The organism is Aestuariivivens insulae (genome assembly GCF_022662195.1).
GTDB classification, from domain to species: domain Bacteria; phylum Bacteroidota; class Bacteroidia; order Flavobacteriales; family Flavobacteriaceae; genus Aestuariivivens; species Aestuariivivens insulae.
In genome coordinates, this window is the sequence record NZ_JAKMCS010000001.1 from 538,923 (window position 1) to 558,712 (window position 19,790).

The window sequence follows — 19,790 nt, forward strand, 5'->3', positions numbered from 1 at the left end:
TCCGTTTGCTCGGAATGAAGACGAGGAGGTTTGTTCAATCATTAAAATAACAACCAAAGTCTTCCAGTACTTTGTTTAAATTTTCAAATTGAAGGACGTTACATCCCAGTTCCTCTAAAACTAATTTTCGATTATAATTTTGTTGTTTATTGTTTTGTTAACCCTTCCGCCCTGCGGGCACCTTCCCTTTAGAAGGGAAGGAATTGGTACGGGCCTATAATTCTCCTCCTTTTCAAGGCGAAATGGATTTTACACAGTTTGATGGGATGAAGACGAGGTGGTTAAAAACTGTCTGTCCAATTAATGTTCATTAAAGATTAAAGAATAATCATAATCACGGTTTTTGGTTCTAGATAATTTTATTTTTAGTGTCATGGCATCTTGGCGAAAAATTCTTTTTTTCAATCTTTCCAGTTTATTATAATGAAATTTACAAGGTCTATAGTCCGCAAACTAAAGCCTATTGACTAATGACCATTGACCAATGACTACCGACTAAAGCCTAATACCCATATTTATCTTTCCAACGATTTTTTAGAAATTCCCGATGGGCATTTTCCCTAGCGTTATTTCCAGGCTCGTACAATTTGGTGTTTTGTATGGATTCTGGAAGAAACTCTTGATTGGCAAAATTATTATCATAGTTATGGGCATATTTGTAATTATCACCATAGCCCAGTTCTTTCATAAGTTTAGTGGGGGCATTCCTAATTTCCAAAGGAACGCTTAAATCACCAGTTTCCTTAACCAATTGCTGTGCTTTTCCAATGGCTTGATAAGCGGCATTACTTTTAGGGGAACAGGCCAAATAGGTGGCGCATTGGCTTAGTATAATTCGTGATTCTGGATAACCAATAGTAGACACGGCTTGAAAGGTATTGTTGGCTATAACCAATGCCGTTGGATTGGCATTGCCAATATCTTCACTGGCTAAAATAAGTAATCTACGTGCTATAAACTTTACGTCTTCACCGCCTTCAATCATTCTAGCCAACCAATATACCGCTGCGTTTGGGTCACTGCCCCGAATGGATTTTATAAATGCTGAAATTATGTCGTAGTGCTGCTCTCCCGTTTTATCATATCTTACAGTATTGTTTTGCACCTTTTGCAATACAACTTCATCTGTAATTTCGATGGTGTCGTTAGGAAAGGAGCTAACAATAAGTTCGAAAATGTTAAGCAGCTTTCTGGCATCACCACCAGAAAGTCTTAAAAGTGCATTGGTTTCCTTAAGAGTAATGTCTTTTTGGGACATAAATTCGTCATGGGCAATGGCTCTTTTTAAAAGAACCTCCAGATCTTGTTTTTCAAAAGCGTTTAAAATATACACCTGGCATCGCGATAATAGTGCGGGGATTACTTCGAAGCTAGGGTTTTCAGTAGTTGCTCCAATTAGTGTTATCCAGCCTTTTTCAACCGCTTGTAATAAGGAGTCCTGCTGCGATTTGCTAAAACGGTGAATTTCATCTATAAACAAAATGGGATTTTTAGTGGTAAATAAACCGCCACTTTGTTTTGCTTTTTCAATAACATCGCGAATATCCTTAACACCAGAGTTTATGGCACTCAGGGTGTAAAATGGTCTTCCAGACTCATTAGCGATAATATTAGCAAGTGTTGTTTTACCCGTTCCTGGTGGCCCCCAAAACACCATAGAGGGAATTAGCCCTTGTTTAATTTGTTGGGTTAACGTGCCATTCGGGCCAACTAAATGGGCCTGGCTCACATAATCTGCAAGGGACTTGGGGCGTAAACGTTCAGCTAATGGTTCATTGGCATTCATAACTGTAAAATTAAAACAATTCCTTGGTAAAAGTGTAGTTATTGGTTATTAAGTTAATGGTTGTTAAGGAGGCCCAAGTTTCAGTGGTTAAAACAAAACTAGTTAATCATAATGAATCTTTTTTCACTTAACTGTGAGCTGCCTACTGGCCACTGAATACTGAATACTGATTACTGAATACTGTCTACTGAGTACTGAAATCTAAAGCCAATATCTGCCAATTTTTCATTATAAGTAACATTGGACAACTATTTGCTATATTTAGTTTATGAATGCCAATGAACCATTTAAGTTTTCAATAGGGGTAATTGCCTATCCCTTATTTTTTGTACTTGCCATTTGGCTGGTGTTTTGGTTCGAGGTGCGTTTCGGGTATAATTTCGGTAAGTATGGAATTTACCCACAGACTTTAAAGGGATTGCGAGGGATTGTTCTTAGCCCTTTCATACATGGCGATTTAAAACATTTGTACCATAATACCATTCCACTGTTTGTATTGTCTGCAGCATTATTTTATTTCTATAGGGCCATTGCTTGGAAGGTGTTGTTCTGGGGCATATTACTTTCTGGGTTTTTAACATGGAGCATTGGGCGTCCATCGTACCATATTGGGGCTAGCGGATTAATATACGTTTTAGTAAGCTTTACATTCTTTAAAGGTGTTTTTGCCAAACACTTTAGGTTAATTGCCTTATCTCTTTTAATTGTCTTTTTATATGGTAGTATGATCTGGTATACGCTTCCCATTAAAGAAGGTATTTCTTGGGAAGGGCATTTGTCTGGACTTATAATAGGGTTAGTATTTGCTTTGTTTTTTAGGAGGGCCATAGCAAAGCCTAAAAAATATGTTTGGGAACAGGATAATTATAACGAAGCTGACGATCCCTTCCTAAAGCATTTTGATGAAAATGGCAATTTTATAGAAGAAATCGAGCCTGATAAAAATCCTGACGAACCAATTATAAAGTATACTTATAAAAAAAGATCAGAAACTGATTAGAGATATTGATCGTACAGCAAACTGCAACTGCGTAATGCTTACTATAAACGTTGCCTTACCACTTCGTATAAAAAAGCACCACAGGCCACAGACACATTTAGCGATTCAATGTCACCCAATAAAGGCAGTTTCGCTTTAGCATCGGCAGCTTTTAAAATGGAAGGGTTGATACCTTTGCCTTCAGATCCCATAATTATGGCACAAGGTTCTTTAAAGGAGACATCATAGAGGGTGCTATTGGTCTTTTCGGTAGCCGCAATAACCTTTATTCCTGAAGCCTGCATATAAAACACGGCATCCTTTATATGGTCTACTTTGCAAATAGGGACTTTAAATACGGCACCGGCACTGGTTTTAATGGTGTCGCCATTAACGGGGGCACCACCTTTTTTCTGGATTATAATACCGTCTACACCTGTACATTCGGCAGTTCTTATAATGGCTCCAAAGTTCCTTACATCACTTAATTGGTCCAAAAGTAAAAACAGTGGTATTTTTCCAGATTCTATAACATTTAAGACCAGGTCTTCCAGATCGTGAAAGGCTATTGGTGATATTTGGGCCACTACGCCTTGATGGTTCTTTGTGGTCAATCTATTTAGTTTCTCAACAGGAACATAAGAAGAATTAATAGCATTAGCCCGTAATACAGCTTCGAGTTCGCTAAATAGCTCGCCTCTTAGCCCTTTTTGTAAAAACACCTTATCTATGGTCTCTCCAGCATGTATAGCCTCTAAAACCGCTCGTATACCGAATATTTGGGTTTGGTTTTGCATGGGGTAAAGATATCGATTGATATCAACTTTTGAAAAATAAAATTATAGTCTTGATAAGTTTTGTTTAAAGTTTTATATTTGTTTTTATGAGGACTTATATTTTACTGTTAATTTTTGGTCTTTTTGTTGGTGAATCGGTGAATTCTCAAGAGAGCAATATAAAAGATATTGAGCTTTCGGGGGTCGTTATAGATTATAATAAAAAACCGATTAAAGGTGCTAAGATTTTTATTGATTCATTAAAAACTAAGGTAAAAACAAATAAAGATGGGTTTTATAAAATTACAGTTTCACTAAACAATAAATTGGTAACTGTTTTTTCTCCAGATCATGGTATAATTGATATTGATTATTCAGGGCAAAAAATCATTAATTTTGTTTTTCCAGAGAGTATAGCCCCTCTTACAAAAAGACAGTTTTATGAATTGGGTTATGGAATGTCACCATATACAAATAATGAACCAGACTATTCTAGTTATTCTGATATTTTTCAGCTATTAAAATCTAAATTTCCTAATCTTCAGGTGATTGGTGAGTCTGTTAGAATGAGGAATTCAGGGATAAGTATAAAGGAAGGACTGCCAGCTCCTATATTTATAGTTAATGGTTCACAAGTTAGTAATATTACTTCGATCTCGCCATCTGATATTAAATCTATCAAGGTTGAAAAAAGTAATACAAGTCTTTATGGTACAAGAGGAAGTGGTGGGGTTATAAAGATTAAGTTAAAATAAGCAAAGATTAAATAACTCTAATTAATATAATATTCAAATAGATCTACATATGAATAAATTGTGCCTGTCGAAAACAATAAGCTATAAAGGCACATTCACAAAACGCAAAACCTTTGTAAATACGAGTGTTTTGTTGTATATTGTAATAAAGAAAAACCCCGAAAAGAGGCAAAAAAGCCAAAAAGCGGGGTTTAAATTTTACAGTACCATGAAAATACAAAGAATTTCTGACCTACAGGGCAGGCTTTCGCTTTTTTCCCCTAGCGGAGGATTACGAATTATTTTACGGCCGTTTTTTACAGAGTGATTTAGGGAAGATTTACCTTGCCATCCCTTGGGAGGCCTTGGTAAAACAGTTCAACATAAAGGAGCATAGACTTGGTTGTAACCTGCAGTTCAGTCCCAAGGGGCGCATCGCCCTGATGTTCTTAAAGCACTATGCGGGCTGTTCCGACCAAAAGCTCATAGAACAACTCAACGGTAATCTTGATTATCAATTTTTCTGCGATATCCTTTTGGGCTACAAGCGCATTACCAATTACAAAATAGTAAGCCAGATACGTGGCGAATTGGCCTGCCAATTAAATATAAATGATCTGGAGAAGCACCTGTACAACCATTGGGCCGGTTTTATATCCCATCCAGAGCAGGCCACTACCGATGCCACCTGTTACGAAAGCGAACTGCGCTACCCGACCAACCAAAAGTTGCTTTGGGAGGCGGTAAGTTGGCTGTACAACCAACTAAGGCGTACCTGCAGGGCCTTGCTGTTATTGCTCGAGAAGTTCATTGCCTTTGAATCTCAATTACAGAAAGGCCACAACCTTGACTTTGCTCCAAACTATTACAAACGCATGGCCACTATAAAGACGGTCTGCAAACAACAGGCCCTGCATTTTAAAACGGGCAAAAAAATAGAGAACCGTATCGTAAGCATTTCCAAACCTTACCTACGCCCCATAGTCAGGGGCAAGGAGGTCAAGCCCGTGGAGTTCGGGGCCAAGGTAAACAAGCTCCAAATAGACGGCATCAACTTTATAGAGCACATCAGCTTTGATGCCTTTAATGAAGGTACGCGATTGCAGTCCACCATTTACAGGACCCAAAGCCTTACCCACAAAAAACTACGGGTACTGGGCGCAGATGCCATTTATGCGACCAACAAAAACCGCAACTATGTGACCAAGCACAATATAAAAACGGATTTTAAGCGCAAAGGGCCAAAACCTAAAGGTTACAAAGAGGAAAAGACTCTTAAAGCCCTAATAACAAAAGAGCGAGCTACTAGATTGGAGGGGAGTTTTGGCAAGGAAAAGGAGCATTACCACCTCAAAAAGGTAAAGGCAAAGACCAAGGCCAACGAGATACTGTGGATATTTTTTGGGATCCATACCGCCAATGCTCTGGAAATTGGCAGGCGTATGCAAAAAGCCGAACAAAAACAGGCGGCATAAGACAGAAAAATATCGCCCTTAATGGGATAAGTGCGTCCGTTCGTGCCATAATCCAACAAAAAACTTAAAAAAACAAAAAACACTAAAAATCCAACCTTGGTTTTTAGTGTTCTTCATAATTGATTAAAATTTATAGACTATTTTCTGAAAGTGCCTATAAATTGAATTAGCGAATTATCATATATGGCTTATTTTGGACCGGTTACTGTGCTCCTCCTAAATGCATATCAGGAATTTACTTAAAGAACTTATGAGTCCTTAAAAGGTAATTTAGACTTTTAAAATTACCATTAATTCAAAGAACAATTGTTCGCTTTTCACCAATAATAAAACATTCTTTTCCATTAAAATTCTTCTCAGAATTAAAAGAATAAGACATTAAAATTTAGATTTTTGAGCTATCATTGATAGTATAATATCTTGTCATAAGTTATATTTTCTAAAGGGATATGATATGAATAATACTTCTAATATAATATAAAACGGCCTTTGTGTTTACAAACACAAAGGCCGTTAAGTTCATCACGTGTAGTGATGTTTAATCAATATCAGATATATTTATAACGGCTGTTTTAAGTAAATCTGTGCCGCCTCTACCTACAAGAACAGAGCCATCAGCATTTGAAGCACTAGAAAGAATCACTTCCAAAACTTTATCTCCATCTTGATTGTTGTCTGTTAGAAGATCTACTACAATATCAACATTGTCTATTAGGTCGGCAGGGTCATCTCCTGGATCTGGTACAATAGTCACACTTCCTCCTGAACTTGTTGCATTAGCAACAGTAAAGTCTGTGCCAAAAACAGCCGAGCCACCAAAAGTAAAGTTAACTATAACGTTAGACGTCGATCCTGTTGGAACTTCTACATTCAATTCAATTCCTGTTTCTCCTTCTTCGGCATCAATATCAGGTATTGTTACATTTGCTCCATCAGCTGTAAATGCTACATATTTACCAGCTAATAATTGAACATTAAGATTTTGATCATTATCATTAAGTTCAAAGTCCTCTGAGCATCCTGTTAAAATTATAACCGATGCAAATAGTATGTATGTTAATTTTTTCATCTTATCTCTTTTTTTAATTTTCAAACCACATAGGTTCTTGTGTTGGCTTATCTGCTGGGGTGTTAGGATTTGCAGCTATCTCATCAGGTGGGTAAACAAATCTCCTCAAGACTGTGCCTATAGATGAATTAGGAGGAGGACTTAATACAGGTACTTTGTTAATTCTCCAAATATTCCATGCCATTACGGGTTGTAAAAATGCAGCAAGATATTGCTGGTTGTAAATATCGTTAATAGATGGAGAAGGCAAACCGTTAACATAGCTATCAATTGTACTATTGGATACGGTAGCAATTGCACCAGGTATATCTTGTCCCCACCATTTGATAGCATTTCTTATGCCATTCTTATAGTTGGTTTCGGCATCTCCAGCAGCAGCAACCCCTTCAAATGCTAATTGGGCTTTGTATAGGTCTATTTCAGCAGGCATTATAAACATGTCTGGTAAATCTGCTCTTATAATATTGTTGCTTAATACTGATGTAGTAGGATCTGGAAAAAGATCGTTTCCTGGAGCAGGTAAATCATTTCTTGCTACCCATAAATCGTACCTTGGATCCCCAGAATCCCTTAATAGCTCATCTATAGGATCCCCAGGGCCAAAAACATCTTGACTCTCATTGTCAGGGCCAAAGAAACGAGTGATAATGGTTAACATTGCATTTTGAGCACCTGGTTGACCAGAATATCTAATTATAGCCGATTGTGAGTTGCTTTCTATTAATGGTTGATTTAAAGTTTCATTAATTTTTGCATCAACGTTAGCTCCTCCACTTTTTAACATCATTAATGTGCGTAACTTTAATGAATTTGCCAACCTTCTCCAAGACGTCATATCTCCTCCGTAGAACATGTCGCTATTTGCAGTTATTTGAAAGTTGCCACTAGCGGGTATGGCATCAATTAAAGCAATGGCTTCATCATATAAGTCAACCACACCGTTTAGAACAGTTTCTTGACTGTCAAATTTTGGGTTTGGAAATTCAGCACCATTTAAAGCTTCAGTAAATGGTACATCTTCCCATAGACTGGTGGCCTCATAAAAGACGTGAGCCATTAAAACGGTAGCAATCGCATTAACATTATTGCTTGTTTCTCCAGCAGCGGCGGCATCGGCCTTTACAAGAGATAAGTTTCCTAAGGCCTGAACGTAATACATTCCCCAAGTATTTCCTGTGAGGAAACTACTCACACTTCCTCTATTTGGGCTATTAAAAGTATTCGAAATATATTGGGAAACATCGCAAATCCTTGTTCCTAATTCAGGCACTTTTCTTGCAGAGTATTGTACAAAGACATATGGTAAAACAGCATTAGGGTCTGCCGATGAAGCAGCTAATGGATCGGTATTGATGTCTAAAGTGTCATCACAAGACTGTAATGAACTAGCCAACAATAAAGATGCTAATATAATAAATTTTAATCTTTTCATGTTTTCTTAAATTTTTTTAAGTTTAAAATGTTAGTCTTACGTTAAAGCCAACACTCCTAGATGTGGGGACATTTGATCTTTCAATACCAAAACCATCCGCACCAGAACCAAATAAACTAGCCTCGGGATCTATATGAGGAACTTTGGAGTACAATAATGCTAAATTTCTTCCTTCAACCCCAATTGATAGACCTTGGATAAAGGTATTTTCTAACATTTTTGAAGGGAAAGTGTATGATAAGCTTACTTCTCTTAATTTTACAAAAGTTGCATCGTAAACCCACGGAGTAGCAACACTACCAACACCTAAAGAAGCAGTCCAATAATCTTCTGCATTTAATAAAGGGATGTTATTATCTGTAACGTTACCGTTAGCATCTACTAGAACACCTTCGGTATCTATAAAAGTACCTTCTCTTCCAAATAAGGTTTCTTTAACCAATCCGCTCTGTTGTAAATTTTCAACAGTTGACGATTTCATTACGCCTCCCCATTTGGCGTCTATTGTTGCGCTTAAGCTAAAGCCTTTATAACTAAAAGTGTTTATCCATCCACCTGTCCAATCAGGAAGTACAGAACCAAGAGTTTCTGCTTGAGCAGCTTGTTGTCTTCTACCTGTATCAGGATCAATTATAGGCCTTCCAGTTGTAGGTTCTCTTAAAAAATCAAATCCATATAATTGAAATTCTTTTCCTGGTACAGCAAGTACTTGAACACTATTAAATGCTGATGCTATTTGAAACTGCTCAAGTCCTTCGGTCAATTCAACTACCTTTGATTCAACTGTTGAAAAATTAATAGCTGTATTCCAAGTAAAATCACCTATCTTTAGAGGAGTGGCATCAAGTGCAATTTCAAATCCTTCTTGATCTACTTGCCCAACATTTAAAACACTACTTGCAAAACCAGTACTTTCTGGGATGGCTACAGCTAAAATTTGGTTTTTGTTTTGATTCTTAAAATAAGAAAGATCTAATCCTAACCGTCCGTTAAACAATTTAAGATCCAATCCAAATTCATAAGAAGTCTGCTCTTCAGGTACTAAATTTGCAGGAGGAATAGTTGGGTTTGCTCTATAGGCCAAAGCTCCATTAAACGGAAAGTTTAGATCTAAGCTATATTGTCCATTAGCTGTAGTAACTGGTAAAAAATTAAAATCTAGCTGATAAGCAGCTGTATCATTACCTACTTGCGCCCAGCTAGCTCTTAACTTGCCATATGATATCCAGTCATTCTGTATGCCAAGAGCATCGGTAAAGACAAATGCTAAACTGGCGGAAGGGTAGAAGTATGAATTATTATTTTTTGGTAAGGTAGATGACCAGTCATTTCTTGCAGTCAAAGTAAGTGTCGCCCAATTTCTATAGCCAAATTCAGCTGAGCTATACAAGCCTACTAGTCTAGACTCAGTAAAGTCTCTTGTAGCTATTGTTTGGGCAGCATTAGCGGGGCTAAATAATTCTGGTATTAATAAATCTACACCTTGAATTCTTTGTCTTTCAACTAATCTTGAATTGTATTGGAAACCACCAATAACATTTAATGAAAAATCTTCTGTAATATCTTTCGTATAGGAAGCTAATGCGTCTACTGTTATTTCTTGTCTTCTTAAATTATCAGAGTCAAAGTCTCCAACTAGTCTTTGAATGGTTCCTTTACTATTCTCAACAAGCCTTTTATCATCATCTAAATCAACTCCAAATCTACCAGTAAGTGCAAATCCTTCAAAGGGCTTATATGTTAATGAAGCATTAGCTATAACACGGTCATCATCTCTATCGTTCGAGTTCTCATGTCTAAGCCATAAGGGGTTATTGGATAGCGCACCAGCATCATCTACTATATGGTTAATTTGATTACCACTAGCATCCTTCCATGGGGAAAAAAGTCTAGTGTCTAAGGTGCTGCTAAAGAAATCTAATCCTATAATATTGGGGTCGTTTGCACCTGTTGCTCCTGTGCCCTCAGATTTAGATTTAATGTATTGAACCCCAAACCTTGATTCAAGTTTATCACTATGCCTAATACCAGCATTTAAACTTGCTGTATATCTATTCAATTTAGAGCCTGGTAATATGCCTGTTTGATTTAGCGATGTAAGGCTTATCCTATAATCGGTTTTGTCATTTGCATCAGAAACAGAGAAGTTGTTTATATGGGTGTATCCGGTATCAAAAAAAGTATCGATGCCATTGTTTTTAACAGCTTGTAACGGACCAGGCTGACCAGTAATGGGTAAATTAGGAACGATTTGACCTTCAATTCTAGGTCCCCAGTCAAAACCGTTTAAGCCTGCATTATAAACACCGTTTGTTCCCATAGCATATTCTTGTTGATAATCTGGTGTAATAAATAAATCATCAAACCTAATAGTAGAATTAATTGTAACAAGAGCGTTGCCATTTTCATTAGCCCTTCCTTTTTTGGTTGTTACAATAATGGCCCCACCGGCGGCTCTAGAACCATAAAGTGCGGTAGCTGCGGCACCTTTTAAAATGTTCATGGATTCTACGTCATCAGGATTAATTACCGCAGCACCATTTGCAAAGTCTCTGTTACCAGAAATTCTATTTGCATCACCACCTGCTACTTGCGAGTTATTTATGATAACACCATCTACAATCCAAATTGGACTATTCCTTCCCGATAAAGAAGAAACCCCTCTAATGATAACCTTTGAAGAGCCTCCTACGTTCCCACTCGAGTTGGTGATTTGAACCCCAGTGACTTTACCTTGTAAAGCATTTACTATATTACTTTCTCTTGCAGTGACAAGCTCTTCACCTTTTATTACGTCTGTACCATAACCAAGAGCCCTCGCTTCCCTCTTAATTCCAAGAGCTGTTACTACAACCTCTTCTAGAGATTCTGCACTTTCTTGTAAGGTAATATTAATGGTATTGGATGATCCAACTGTTGCCTCTTGATTGGTATATCCAACAAAACTAAATACAAGAACATCGCCTTGATTAGCTTTAATGGAATACTTGCCGTCAAAATCAGTAGAGGTACCGGAAGATGTACCTTTTACCAAGACAGTTGTTCCCGGTAATGGTAAGCCACTGTCGTCAATAACAGTACCGGTAATTGTCTTTTCTTGTGCAAACGAAAATTGCACTACTAACGCTAGGAGTAGCGTTAGCATTCCGCTAAACTTTGTTTTCATGTTATAATTATTAGAATTAGTCAATGTCAAAAATCATAATAAAATCTTAATAAAACAATAATTATGGTGAATAATTTAACTTATTTAACATTAAAAAGCGACAAATATTTAATTTTGAGTTATTAAATAGGGTTAAGCTTGTGATATTTTTACTTTTTAAGGCGACTTTTAGTTTTTCTGTTTGATGAACTATAAATTTATCTTCTTCAAAAATTAATTTTGTTAACGGACTTGCAACAAGAAATAAGGACAATTAGTTGAATGGCTAAGTTTCAAGTTTATGGTTGTACAGTTAGTTGAAATTTTTTTTGGTTATGAAATGAACCCGTTTCTGAAAATAAAAAACTCAGAACAAATTTTTATTTGTTCTGAGTTTATAAACTTAATCTAAAAATAAAAAACTAAGAGATTGTTTCTATTGTTAATCTGGACAAACATTTAATAATTCGCCTTCTCTAGGTCCATTTTCGAAGCTCCAATCACCTACACCTTCGTCAAGTACTACATTGCCATCAGGGTCAGTAAGGGTGTATAAATTTTCACCTTCCCAACTACCTGCTGTATAGGTAAATGTAAATTCAGATGTTCCTTCTGGGACAGTAATGATTGCGGTAGTGCTTGTTCCCTCGGCAGCATAAATAGTTAGTACACCGTCAAGACTAACAGTTATATTTCCACCATTCCATCCGTCTCCATATAAGTCGGTCATATCTAGTACCCAATCACCTGGAGTAGGAATAGATATACAAACAACACCTGCGGTATATTCAAAAGGGGATGAAAAGAACAATTCGCCCTTTATACTGTCCCCAGTACTATCTTTATCAAATACTCTACCATCAGCCATATTAATGACTACCTGAAAAAAGAATTGGTCCCCTCCAGAAATTAGGGAAGCATCAAGATTTAGAGCAGTCAGGGTTTCTGGGATGGTCATATTGAAAGTATGCTCAAGAAAACCATTAGAGTTAGTGGTTAAAGATGAAGGAGAAACAGTAGTTATAAAGGTAGAGGCAACAGAATCATCGCCAGATTCGGTTGACCGGTCTTTAAATTCTACCCACAATTCTATACTTTCTACATCTGTGCCATTTTCTGGTGTAACTAATTCACCTTGAATGCTGTAGGCGGAATTATCCAAGTCATTTAAGTTTACTGTTCCACCAGCATTTATCGATCTAAAATAGACGCCAGTTTCAATTTCTTCCACTCTTAATTTATAAAAAGGGTCTTTCTCTTCTTCTTCGCAAGAACTTAAGCCTATAAGGATTAAGCATGGAAGTATAAATATGTTTACTAAATTTTTCATAATTATTTTTTTTAAAAATCTAAATTAGCATCATTTAAATCCCAAAAAACTTTAACAGCTTGATTTGGTTTTGGGTCTATATTGGTATTATTATCTATCGCAACCGATGGATATTTAAAGGAACGAATAAATGCTCCTGGAGCAGAAGACTGGGTAGGTTGCATATTTAATGGCATTCCGGTTCTTCTGTAATTGTTGTATGGTTCAACACCGTTACCCCATGCTGCTATGAATGCTTGCGTCATTATAATATTTAATTTCTCTTCAGGGTTAGCAGCAGCATAATCAGATAAAACCTCATCCACGTAATCGTCTATTTCACTTTCAGATGCAGCATAAGAGCTTTGAAGCGTAGTTTCGTCAAAGTTTACAACCTTGTTAATTGATGCTCTAATGCCAGCTTCTAACATAGATACATCGCTATCATTAGTTCCTAATTCCAATGCCGCTTCGGCTCTCATGAAGTAGACATATGAAGATAACATTATTGGTTGTATACCTGCACCTTGCATTCCAGAAGTTGCGCCAACAGCAGAGAAGGAGTCGTTGTCAAATTTACCTCCAATTGGGTAAGTGCCCCAAGTTGTGATCTTGTTTTCATCTGAGGGCAAACCTTGTGCATCACCATGAATACGTCCCCAATATCCTTCGCCAATCGATGTGCAGAATGGATCCACTCCTGGGGTGTAATGACTTGGATAGCTTTCTGCAAGACATGGCAAATCAAAAATACCTTGCGCCGTAGCTGGAGGGAATTCGTTTACCTGTCGGTAGAAATAATAACGAGTTCTTGGGTCATCAGAATTAACCATTAAATTCATAAAATACATTGACATATACTCTCCACTTGGAGTATTTTCATAGTTATTAACGAACTGGGGATGCCTTACGTCTGGAGCTGTATTGTTAGTGCCGAACACGACGGCAAAATCTTCAGAAGAACTATCCATTAAATCACCGTCTGCTAAGATAGCATTTATGCCTGCAAGAGAAGCATTTTCATCTACAAGTCGAGTATTGTTGTAGATTCTTAGTTTCAAGGTTTTTGCCAAAGTAATCCATCTATTAACATTTCCGCCATAAAACAAGTCACTTGTAGAACCTAAGGATGCAGATGGCGTTTTTTCTAGGTTGGCGATAGCCTCATCTAATAAGCTGAGTGCGGTATTATATAATTCTTGATCATCATCTACGGTTGGATTGAAAACACCGGTATCACCTTCAAGACCTTCAGAGTAAGGTACGTCTCCAAAGTAATCAACTAAAGTTGTTAAAGTATATGATTCAAGAATTTGCGCAACTCCTATATGATGAAATAAATCATTTTGAGAAGCTAGAATTTTGAGGTTTTTAGCATCAATTAAAACACCAGAGTAAGCTTGTCTCCATACATCATCAAAATCACCTGGTTCAAAAGCATTTTCGTAAAGAGGTCCATACATGTGTAACATTCTTACAACTCTCATTCCAGCTTCAAAGCCATAACGATTGTCTTCATCTTCTTCTGAAACCCATTTAGAGAAGTCCAGCAAAGTTCCATTGAGTAATAGATTAACATCAGCAGATTCTGGTGTAGCACTATTAGGGTTTTCGTTTACATTTAAATTTGTTGTTTCACAAGAAATTACAACAAGAAATAATGCAAAGAACAGTATCGAAATTTTAATTTTTGTATTCATAATTTTTTTTCTTTTTTAGAATGAAGCTCTTATTGACAAGCCATATCTTTTTGCAGTAGGCCCAGTTAGGAGGTCGAAACCTCTAGAGTTTCCAACACCTTCACTATTCACAGATGGATCAAAATTTATTGAGTCTGGAAAATTAAATGCTTTAAACCACAGATTATTACCAATAGCTGAAATTGTTAGATTTCCAAAAGGAGTTTTATCAAGCACTTTTTTAGGGAAAGCATAAGTTAAAGATATTTCTCTTAATCTTAAACTTGTAGCATCATAAACCTTAAACTCTTCATTACCTAAATTTTCCCAGTAATGATCATTTGAAGAGATTTGAATGTTGTTTGGATTGCCATTGGCAAAAACACCAGGTGCGACCACGGGGATTGATCTGTCAAAAGAAGTTTCTCCTGCTAGACCACGAATAAGCAAAGTGTTTGCAGTTGCAGAGTACATATCACCACCGTGAGTGTAATCCCATTGCATTGAAAGCTTAAATCCTTTATAAGAAAGATTATTAATTAATGTGCTATTCCAATCAGGGTTTGGGTCGCCAATTATGCCAATCTCGTCTTGAAGTAAGTATAAGCCGTCTGTACCTACAATAGGGTTTCCGTTAGCATCTCTTTGAACTACATCTCCCATCATAGTGTTAAATGGTTGGCCTTCAATTGCAAAATTACCTAGATTGGAATATGGTCCAGACAAAAATAAAGCACCATCAACAGGTAAATCTGTAACCGTACTTTCGTAGGCGTCAAAATTTAAGATAAAATCCCAACGGAAATTATCGTTTTTTATGGGGACAGCATTAATGCCTATTTCTATTCCCTCTGTCTCTAAGTTTCCTGCGTTTATAGCTGTAACGGTATATCCTGAAGCTGGATCTAATCTTTGATCCAAGATTTGATCTTCGGCTTCTTTCTTGTAGATACTTCCCTCAAATCCTAGACGATTGTTTAAAAGCTTGAATTCTACACCAAGTTCTATTTCTGAAACTAATTCAGGTTTTAAACCTGGATTCCCAAGTCTGTTTATGCCACTGTCGTTTATGTTAACGTTGCTGCCGTTAACGTTTACGGCATTACCTGAGGAGTCTAGCCATGCTCTAGCTTGTACTCCTAGAGCGCTTCTTGTTACATACGGCCCAGCAAATCTAGCTGAACTACCATAACCAAATCGAAGTTTCAAGTAGTTTAAAGTGTTGCTTTTTAAGCTTGGGAAGGCAGATGTTGGAATAAATGATACACTCGCGCCAGGATAAAATAAAGAATTGTTTCCAGATTCATGGGTCGAAGCCCAATCATTTCTACCAGAAACATTTAAGAATAAAAAGTTATTGTATCCAAAGGTTGCAGAACCATATAAACCATAAACATTTTGTTGTTCTTGGTATAAGTCTGTAGCATTTCTGTTTTCAAAATTATTTGCAAAAAACAGCCCGTAAATGAGTTGCCTGTCATACTGAACTGTTGAAGATGTATAAGTGTTTCTTCGACTATTGAAACCAGCTGTAGCAGATAAATTAATTTTCTCGCTTAGGTCTTTATTTACCGTGGTAATAAATGAATGATCCCAAGTTTTTTCTGTAACACGTGTTTCATAATATAATCCGTTAGGTAAATAAACACCGCCTTTATTTACTCTAAAAGAGGAAGTTTCATTGTAGCTGTCTAGCCCGGTTCTCCATGTTAAGGATAACCAATCATTCATTTCATATGTGCCGGCCATAGAAATGAAAACCCTATCAGTAATCTCTTGATCAATTTCATTTTCAGCTGTCCATCTTGGGTTTTGAATATCATTGGCACTACGGTAATAAACACTACGATTTTGACTGTCCTTATAGGGGAGATTCATTAAATCTACCGATCTAGGCGTGTATAAAACATTTGCAAAGATACCAGATCCTCCAGATTCAACATTACTTGCCCCGGTACTAGCCGCATTAGGTGGGTTTTTCTTATCTGTATTCGTATACATCATAGACCCTCTAAATGTGAACTTGTTTGATAATTTTGCAGACCCTCCAATGTTAAAATTATTTCTTCTTAAGGTGTTATTTGGCGTAAATCCTTTTTGATCAGTATTGGTGTAAGCAAGATTCATGCTTAAATTTTCAGCGGATTTAGAAACATTAACACTATTAATATTTGTGTAACCAGTGCTAAAAAAGTTGTCAACGCTATTATATGGTTTGTAAAGATAAGTTGTGTTCCCGGCAAATTCGGGAAAGGTATCATCAAAAGTAACCCCTCCAGTATTTTGTGCTGCAGCGTAGGAGTTTCCAGAGTAAACGTGTGTTATTTGTTCATAAGGCGTAGTGAATTCGGACCCCCAGTTACTGAATGCTTTTCCTTTGCTATTCTGCCATCCTCCACCATATCTGCTTTGATAGTCTGGGGTAGATGATATTTCTTCAATGAAATATGAACTGTTAACACTTACTTCCAGTTTTTTCTGGACTTGACCGGTACCATTTTTAGTGGTAATTAATATTACACCGTTCCTTCCTAGCTCTCCATATAAGGTCGTAGCACTTAAACCCTTTAGTACACTCACTTCAGAGATGTTGTTAGGGTCCAAATCTAAAAGCCTGCTTGCTGAATTATTTCCTGATTCTGAGGTAGAAAAAGTACTTGTTTCGTTTGTTGAGTTTGAAAATGGAACACCATCAACAATAATTAAAGGCTGGTTGTCTCCAGTTATACTGGAAAAACCTCTTATGGTTATATTGGTTCCACTTCCTGCCATACCACTTCCGCCAAGTATGTTTACACCTGCAACTTGACCGGATAAGGCCCTTGCCACATCCGTTTCTGGTCTTTCTGCAACTGCTTCTCCCTTTAATGTTGAAACAGCGTATCCTAGAGCTTTTTTCTCACGTTTAATACCTTGGGCTGTAACAACTACTTCCTCCAACGACTCTGTATCCTCGGATAAGGTGGCATTAATAGTGTTTGATGAGCCGATTTGGATTTCCTGAGTAGTATACCCGACAAAGCTAAAGACTAAAGTTTGTCCTTGGCTTGCCTCAATAGTATAATTTCCATCGAAATCGGTGGAGGTACCAGTGGAAGTACCTTTTACTAAGACTGTTGTTCCTGGAAGAGGCAATCCACTTTCATCCGAAACCTTACCAGAAACTGTCTTTTCTTGTGCAAAAGAAAATTGCACAGCTAACGCTAGAAACAGCGTTAGCATTCCGCTAAACTTTGTTTTCATTTTTTAATTATTTGAATTAGTCAAGACCAAAAATCATAATAAAAAGTTAATAAAACAACCTTTTTTGGTTAAAATGTTATTTTCTGTTTTTTGTGTAAAATGTTTATATCTTATTAATAACAGGTATTGTTTGAAGAAAACCTTATAATACTTGTGTTTTTTTAATAATATTATAACATAGGCATGAGAAAAAAATGCAGGCATAGTATTTTGCTTATTAAAGGAATGTTAGTTTCAAATATTGTGTTAAAGGTAAGCCATAAAGGATGGGTTAGAACGGAGCCGTCAAGCTCAAATGAATTTTAGAGTTGGATAGTTTGAATTTTTGATTTTCATTCTTGCCATTGGCATAAATAAACCTAAACAAGCCAGATTTTGTTAGAAGCCCAAATCCAAACCCAAAGCCAAAGAGTTTTTCTTTTGAAGCTGTGATTTTATTTTCAAAATAAGCAGCATCAATAATTGAATGCGCATAGATGGTATTGTTAAGGCGGTACCTGTATTCGGTATTGAGGAGACCAAACAGGGAGGCGTACAAGCTATTTTCTTCAAAACCTCTAATGGAGTTAATCCCCCCAAAACGGATAAGCTCGTTTTCAAAATAGGTGTCTGAGGTAATGCTGGCGCCGCTAATTCTCAAGTATAGGCTGTTTCTTGCACTAAGGTTTATAATCTTAAAGGCGTCTAAGGCAAATTTTGTTTGGTTTTCCGAGCTCGTTGTTGTTTTTCGTTTTCCAAAATTGAACTCTGTATTTAGTGTTGTGTTAATGGGGAATAACAGGTCGTTGTTTTGAAGAGTGGCATATTGGAAACCCATGGAGATAAAATTGGCGTCAAAATCTGTTATTTGTGAAGTGCTATTTGTTGAAAGGTTATTCGACTCTAAGGCGCTTATACCTGTGTAAATTTTGGTTTTAGAATTTATTTGATAATTAAGTTTTATAGTTTGGTTCGCATTGGTGAAAGAGGAATCACGCTTAAAAAGGTATAATTGAAGGTCTAAACCAATGGGTGATTTGAGCAAATAGGGCAGGGACAGATTAGCTTCAAAGGTTTTTTGGTCGTTTTCATCACTTTTGTAAAGTAGTCTAAACGTTTCGCCATAATTTAAATTATTACTAAGGTTTAAGTTTAAGTAGCCATCAAACTCTATATTGCCAGTGTCTTCGTTAGAGCCAAAACCAATAAAACCATCAAAATTATTGCTCTTGGCCTTTTCAATATAAAGGTAGAGTGTGGTGGAGTCTTTCGAAAATAAAACTTCGGGCGATTTTATTTGGTTGGCGAATTTTAAATCGCTTAATCTTTCGGTCTTGTTTTTAATGGTAGCCAAATCGAATGTTTGTCCGGTCTTAATTTTTAAGTAATGCTTTAAATATGATATCGGGAATTTTTCATAGCCCTTAATGATAATGTTGTCAACGCTTCTTTTTTGTTTGTTCGTTTTAATTATTAAGTTGGTTTTTAAATTATCGCCATCTATTGAAATATTGGATAGTTTTATTTTTGTGAAGGGGTAGCCTGCTTCGGCTATTTTGGAATTAATGTACAATAATGCATTTTCAACTTCACTAAAGTGTAATAGAAAATAACCTTTGTGGTTGTGCTTGGAAATGGCATTTATAATTTCAGGGTCAATTAAGGTTTTGTCGTAATATATATATATGGAGTTGAATTTTTGATTTAATTGCATTTTAGCAATAAATGTGGAGTCGTTATTTTTTATTATAGATTCCAGCTTGTTTTCAATATAACCTAGTTTGTAAATCTTGTTTTGTAGCGTGTCGATTATATTTACTATGGACTGGTAATCCGGTAGCGTCTTGTTGTAACCCAATGAATCTATGAGAGTGGTTTCTTTTTGGGTTGTTCCTTCTATTTTTAAGTTTAAATTTTGCCCGTCTATTTCCGAAGAAAAAAGTATATATATAATAAGGAGTAAAAAAGTGCTTTTTTTTACATTTATTAATTTTTGAATCGGTATAGAAAATGGCATACTGCTACTGGCTACTGCAAACTAATATAGAATGTAAATCTAACGGAAAATTGAGACTTATAATATACTGTCTTTAGTAATTTTCAGATTCGCTTAAAAATTAATGAATTAGGGTTTGAATAATTCATTTTAATTTCTACCTTTGCAGCCCTCTAAGAAGAGGATTT

Annotated in this window: 12 protein-coding genes; 3 read left to right on the forward strand and 9 right to left on the reverse strand. The window is 36.5% G+C overall.

The window, feature by feature from the left end; genetic code table 11:
* Positions 1-502: 502 nt before the first annotated feature.
* Complete coding sequence (locus tag MR062_RS02185; protein WP_242202438.1) at positions 503-1,786, reverse strand: replication-associated recombination protein A; 1,284 nt, start codon at positions 1,784-1,786, stop codon at positions 503-505.
* A 268-nt stretch (positions 1,787-2,054) separates the two neighbouring features.
* Between MR062_RS02185 and MR062_RS02190 the strand changes: the two genes are divergently transcribed.
* Positions 2,055-2,786 carry a rhomboid family intramembrane serine protease gene (locus tag MR062_RS02190; protein WP_242202439.1) on the forward strand — a complete coding sequence of 244 codons (732 nt, stop codon included), beginning with the start codon at positions 2,055-2,057 and terminating at the stop codon, positions 2,784-2,786.
* Between the two features lie 41 nt (positions 2,787-2,827).
* Here the strand turns inward: MR062_RS02190 and rlmB are convergent, their stop codons facing one another.
* The gene (gene rlmB, locus MR062_RS02195) at positions 2,828-3,562 is read right to left on the reverse strand and encodes a 23S rRNA (guanosine(2251)-2'-O)-methyltransferase RlmB (RefSeq protein WP_242202440.1); all 735 of its coding nucleotides are present in this window, start codon (positions 3,560-3,562) and stop codon (positions 2,828-2,830) included.
* A gap of 86 nt (positions 3,563-3,648) precedes the next feature.
* On the opposite strand from rlmB, the gene MR062_RS02200 reads away from it, so the two are divergent.
* Together MR062_RS02200 and MR062_RS02205 are read left to right on the forward strand one after the other, a co-directional pair.
* Positions 3,649-4,296, forward strand: a complete 648-nt coding sequence (locus MR062_RS02200) for a TonB-dependent receptor plug domain-containing protein (protein WP_242202441.1) — start codon at positions 3,649-3,651, stop codon at positions 4,294-4,296.
* A 344-nt stretch (positions 4,297-4,640) separates the two neighbouring features.
* Positions 4,641-5,750: a transposase gene (locus MR062_RS02205; protein ID WP_242202442.1), complete on the forward strand. Its 1,110-nt coding sequence runs from the start codon at positions 4,641-4,643 to the stop codon at positions 5,748-5,750.
* A 538-nt stretch (positions 5,751-6,288) separates the two neighbouring features.
* Here MR062_RS02205 and MR062_RS02210 read toward each other — a convergent pair.
* The 7 genes from MR062_RS02210 to MR062_RS02240 all read right to left on the reverse strand — a co-directional run bounded on the left by MR062_RS02210 (position 6,289) and on the right by MR062_RS02240 (position 19,623).
* Positions 6,289-6,819 (reverse strand): hypothetical protein, encoded by a 531-nt coding sequence (locus MR062_RS02210; RefSeq protein ID WP_242202443.1) that lies wholly within the window; start codon positions 6,817-6,819, stop codon positions 6,289-6,291.
* A 13-nt stretch (positions 6,820-6,832) separates the two neighbouring features.
* Positions 6,833-8,251 carry a SusD/RagB family nutrient-binding outer membrane lipoprotein gene (locus MR062_RS02215; RefSeq protein WP_242202444.1) on the reverse strand — a complete coding sequence of 473 codons (1,419 nt, stop codon included), beginning with the start codon at positions 8,249-8,251 and terminating at the stop codon, positions 6,833-6,835.
* A gap of 22 nt (positions 8,252-8,273) precedes the next feature.
* On the reverse strand, positions 8,274-11,417 hold the full coding sequence (locus MR062_RS02220; protein WP_242202445.1) for a SusC/RagA family TonB-linked outer membrane protein: 3,144 nt from the start codon (positions 11,415-11,417) through the stop codon (positions 8,274-8,276).
* A 421-nt stretch (positions 11,418-11,838) separates the two neighbouring features.
* The gene (locus MR062_RS02225; RefSeq protein ID WP_242202446.1) at positions 11,839-12,726 is read right to left on the reverse strand and encodes a hypothetical protein; all 888 of its coding nucleotides are present in this window, start codon (positions 12,724-12,726) and stop codon (positions 11,839-11,841) included.
* Positions 12,727-12,737: 11 nt separating this feature from the next.
* Positions 12,738-14,405 (reverse strand): SusD/RagB family nutrient-binding outer membrane lipoprotein, encoded by a 1,668-nt coding sequence (locus MR062_RS02230; protein WP_242202447.1) that lies wholly within the window; start codon positions 14,403-14,405, stop codon positions 12,738-12,740.
* Between the two features lie 15 nt (positions 14,406-14,420).
* Positions 14,421-17,627: a SusC/RagA family TonB-linked outer membrane protein gene (locus MR062_RS02235; protein WP_242202448.1), complete on the reverse strand. Its 3,207-nt coding sequence runs from the start codon at positions 17,625-17,627 to the stop codon at positions 14,421-14,423.
* A 271-nt stretch (positions 17,628-17,898) separates the two neighbouring features.
* Positions 17,899-19,623, reverse strand: coding sequence for a POTRA domain-containing protein (locus MR062_RS02240; protein ID WP_242202449.1), 1,725 nt, complete (start codon positions 19,621-19,623; stop codon positions 17,899-17,901).
* Positions 19,624-19,790 lie beyond the last annotated feature (167 nt).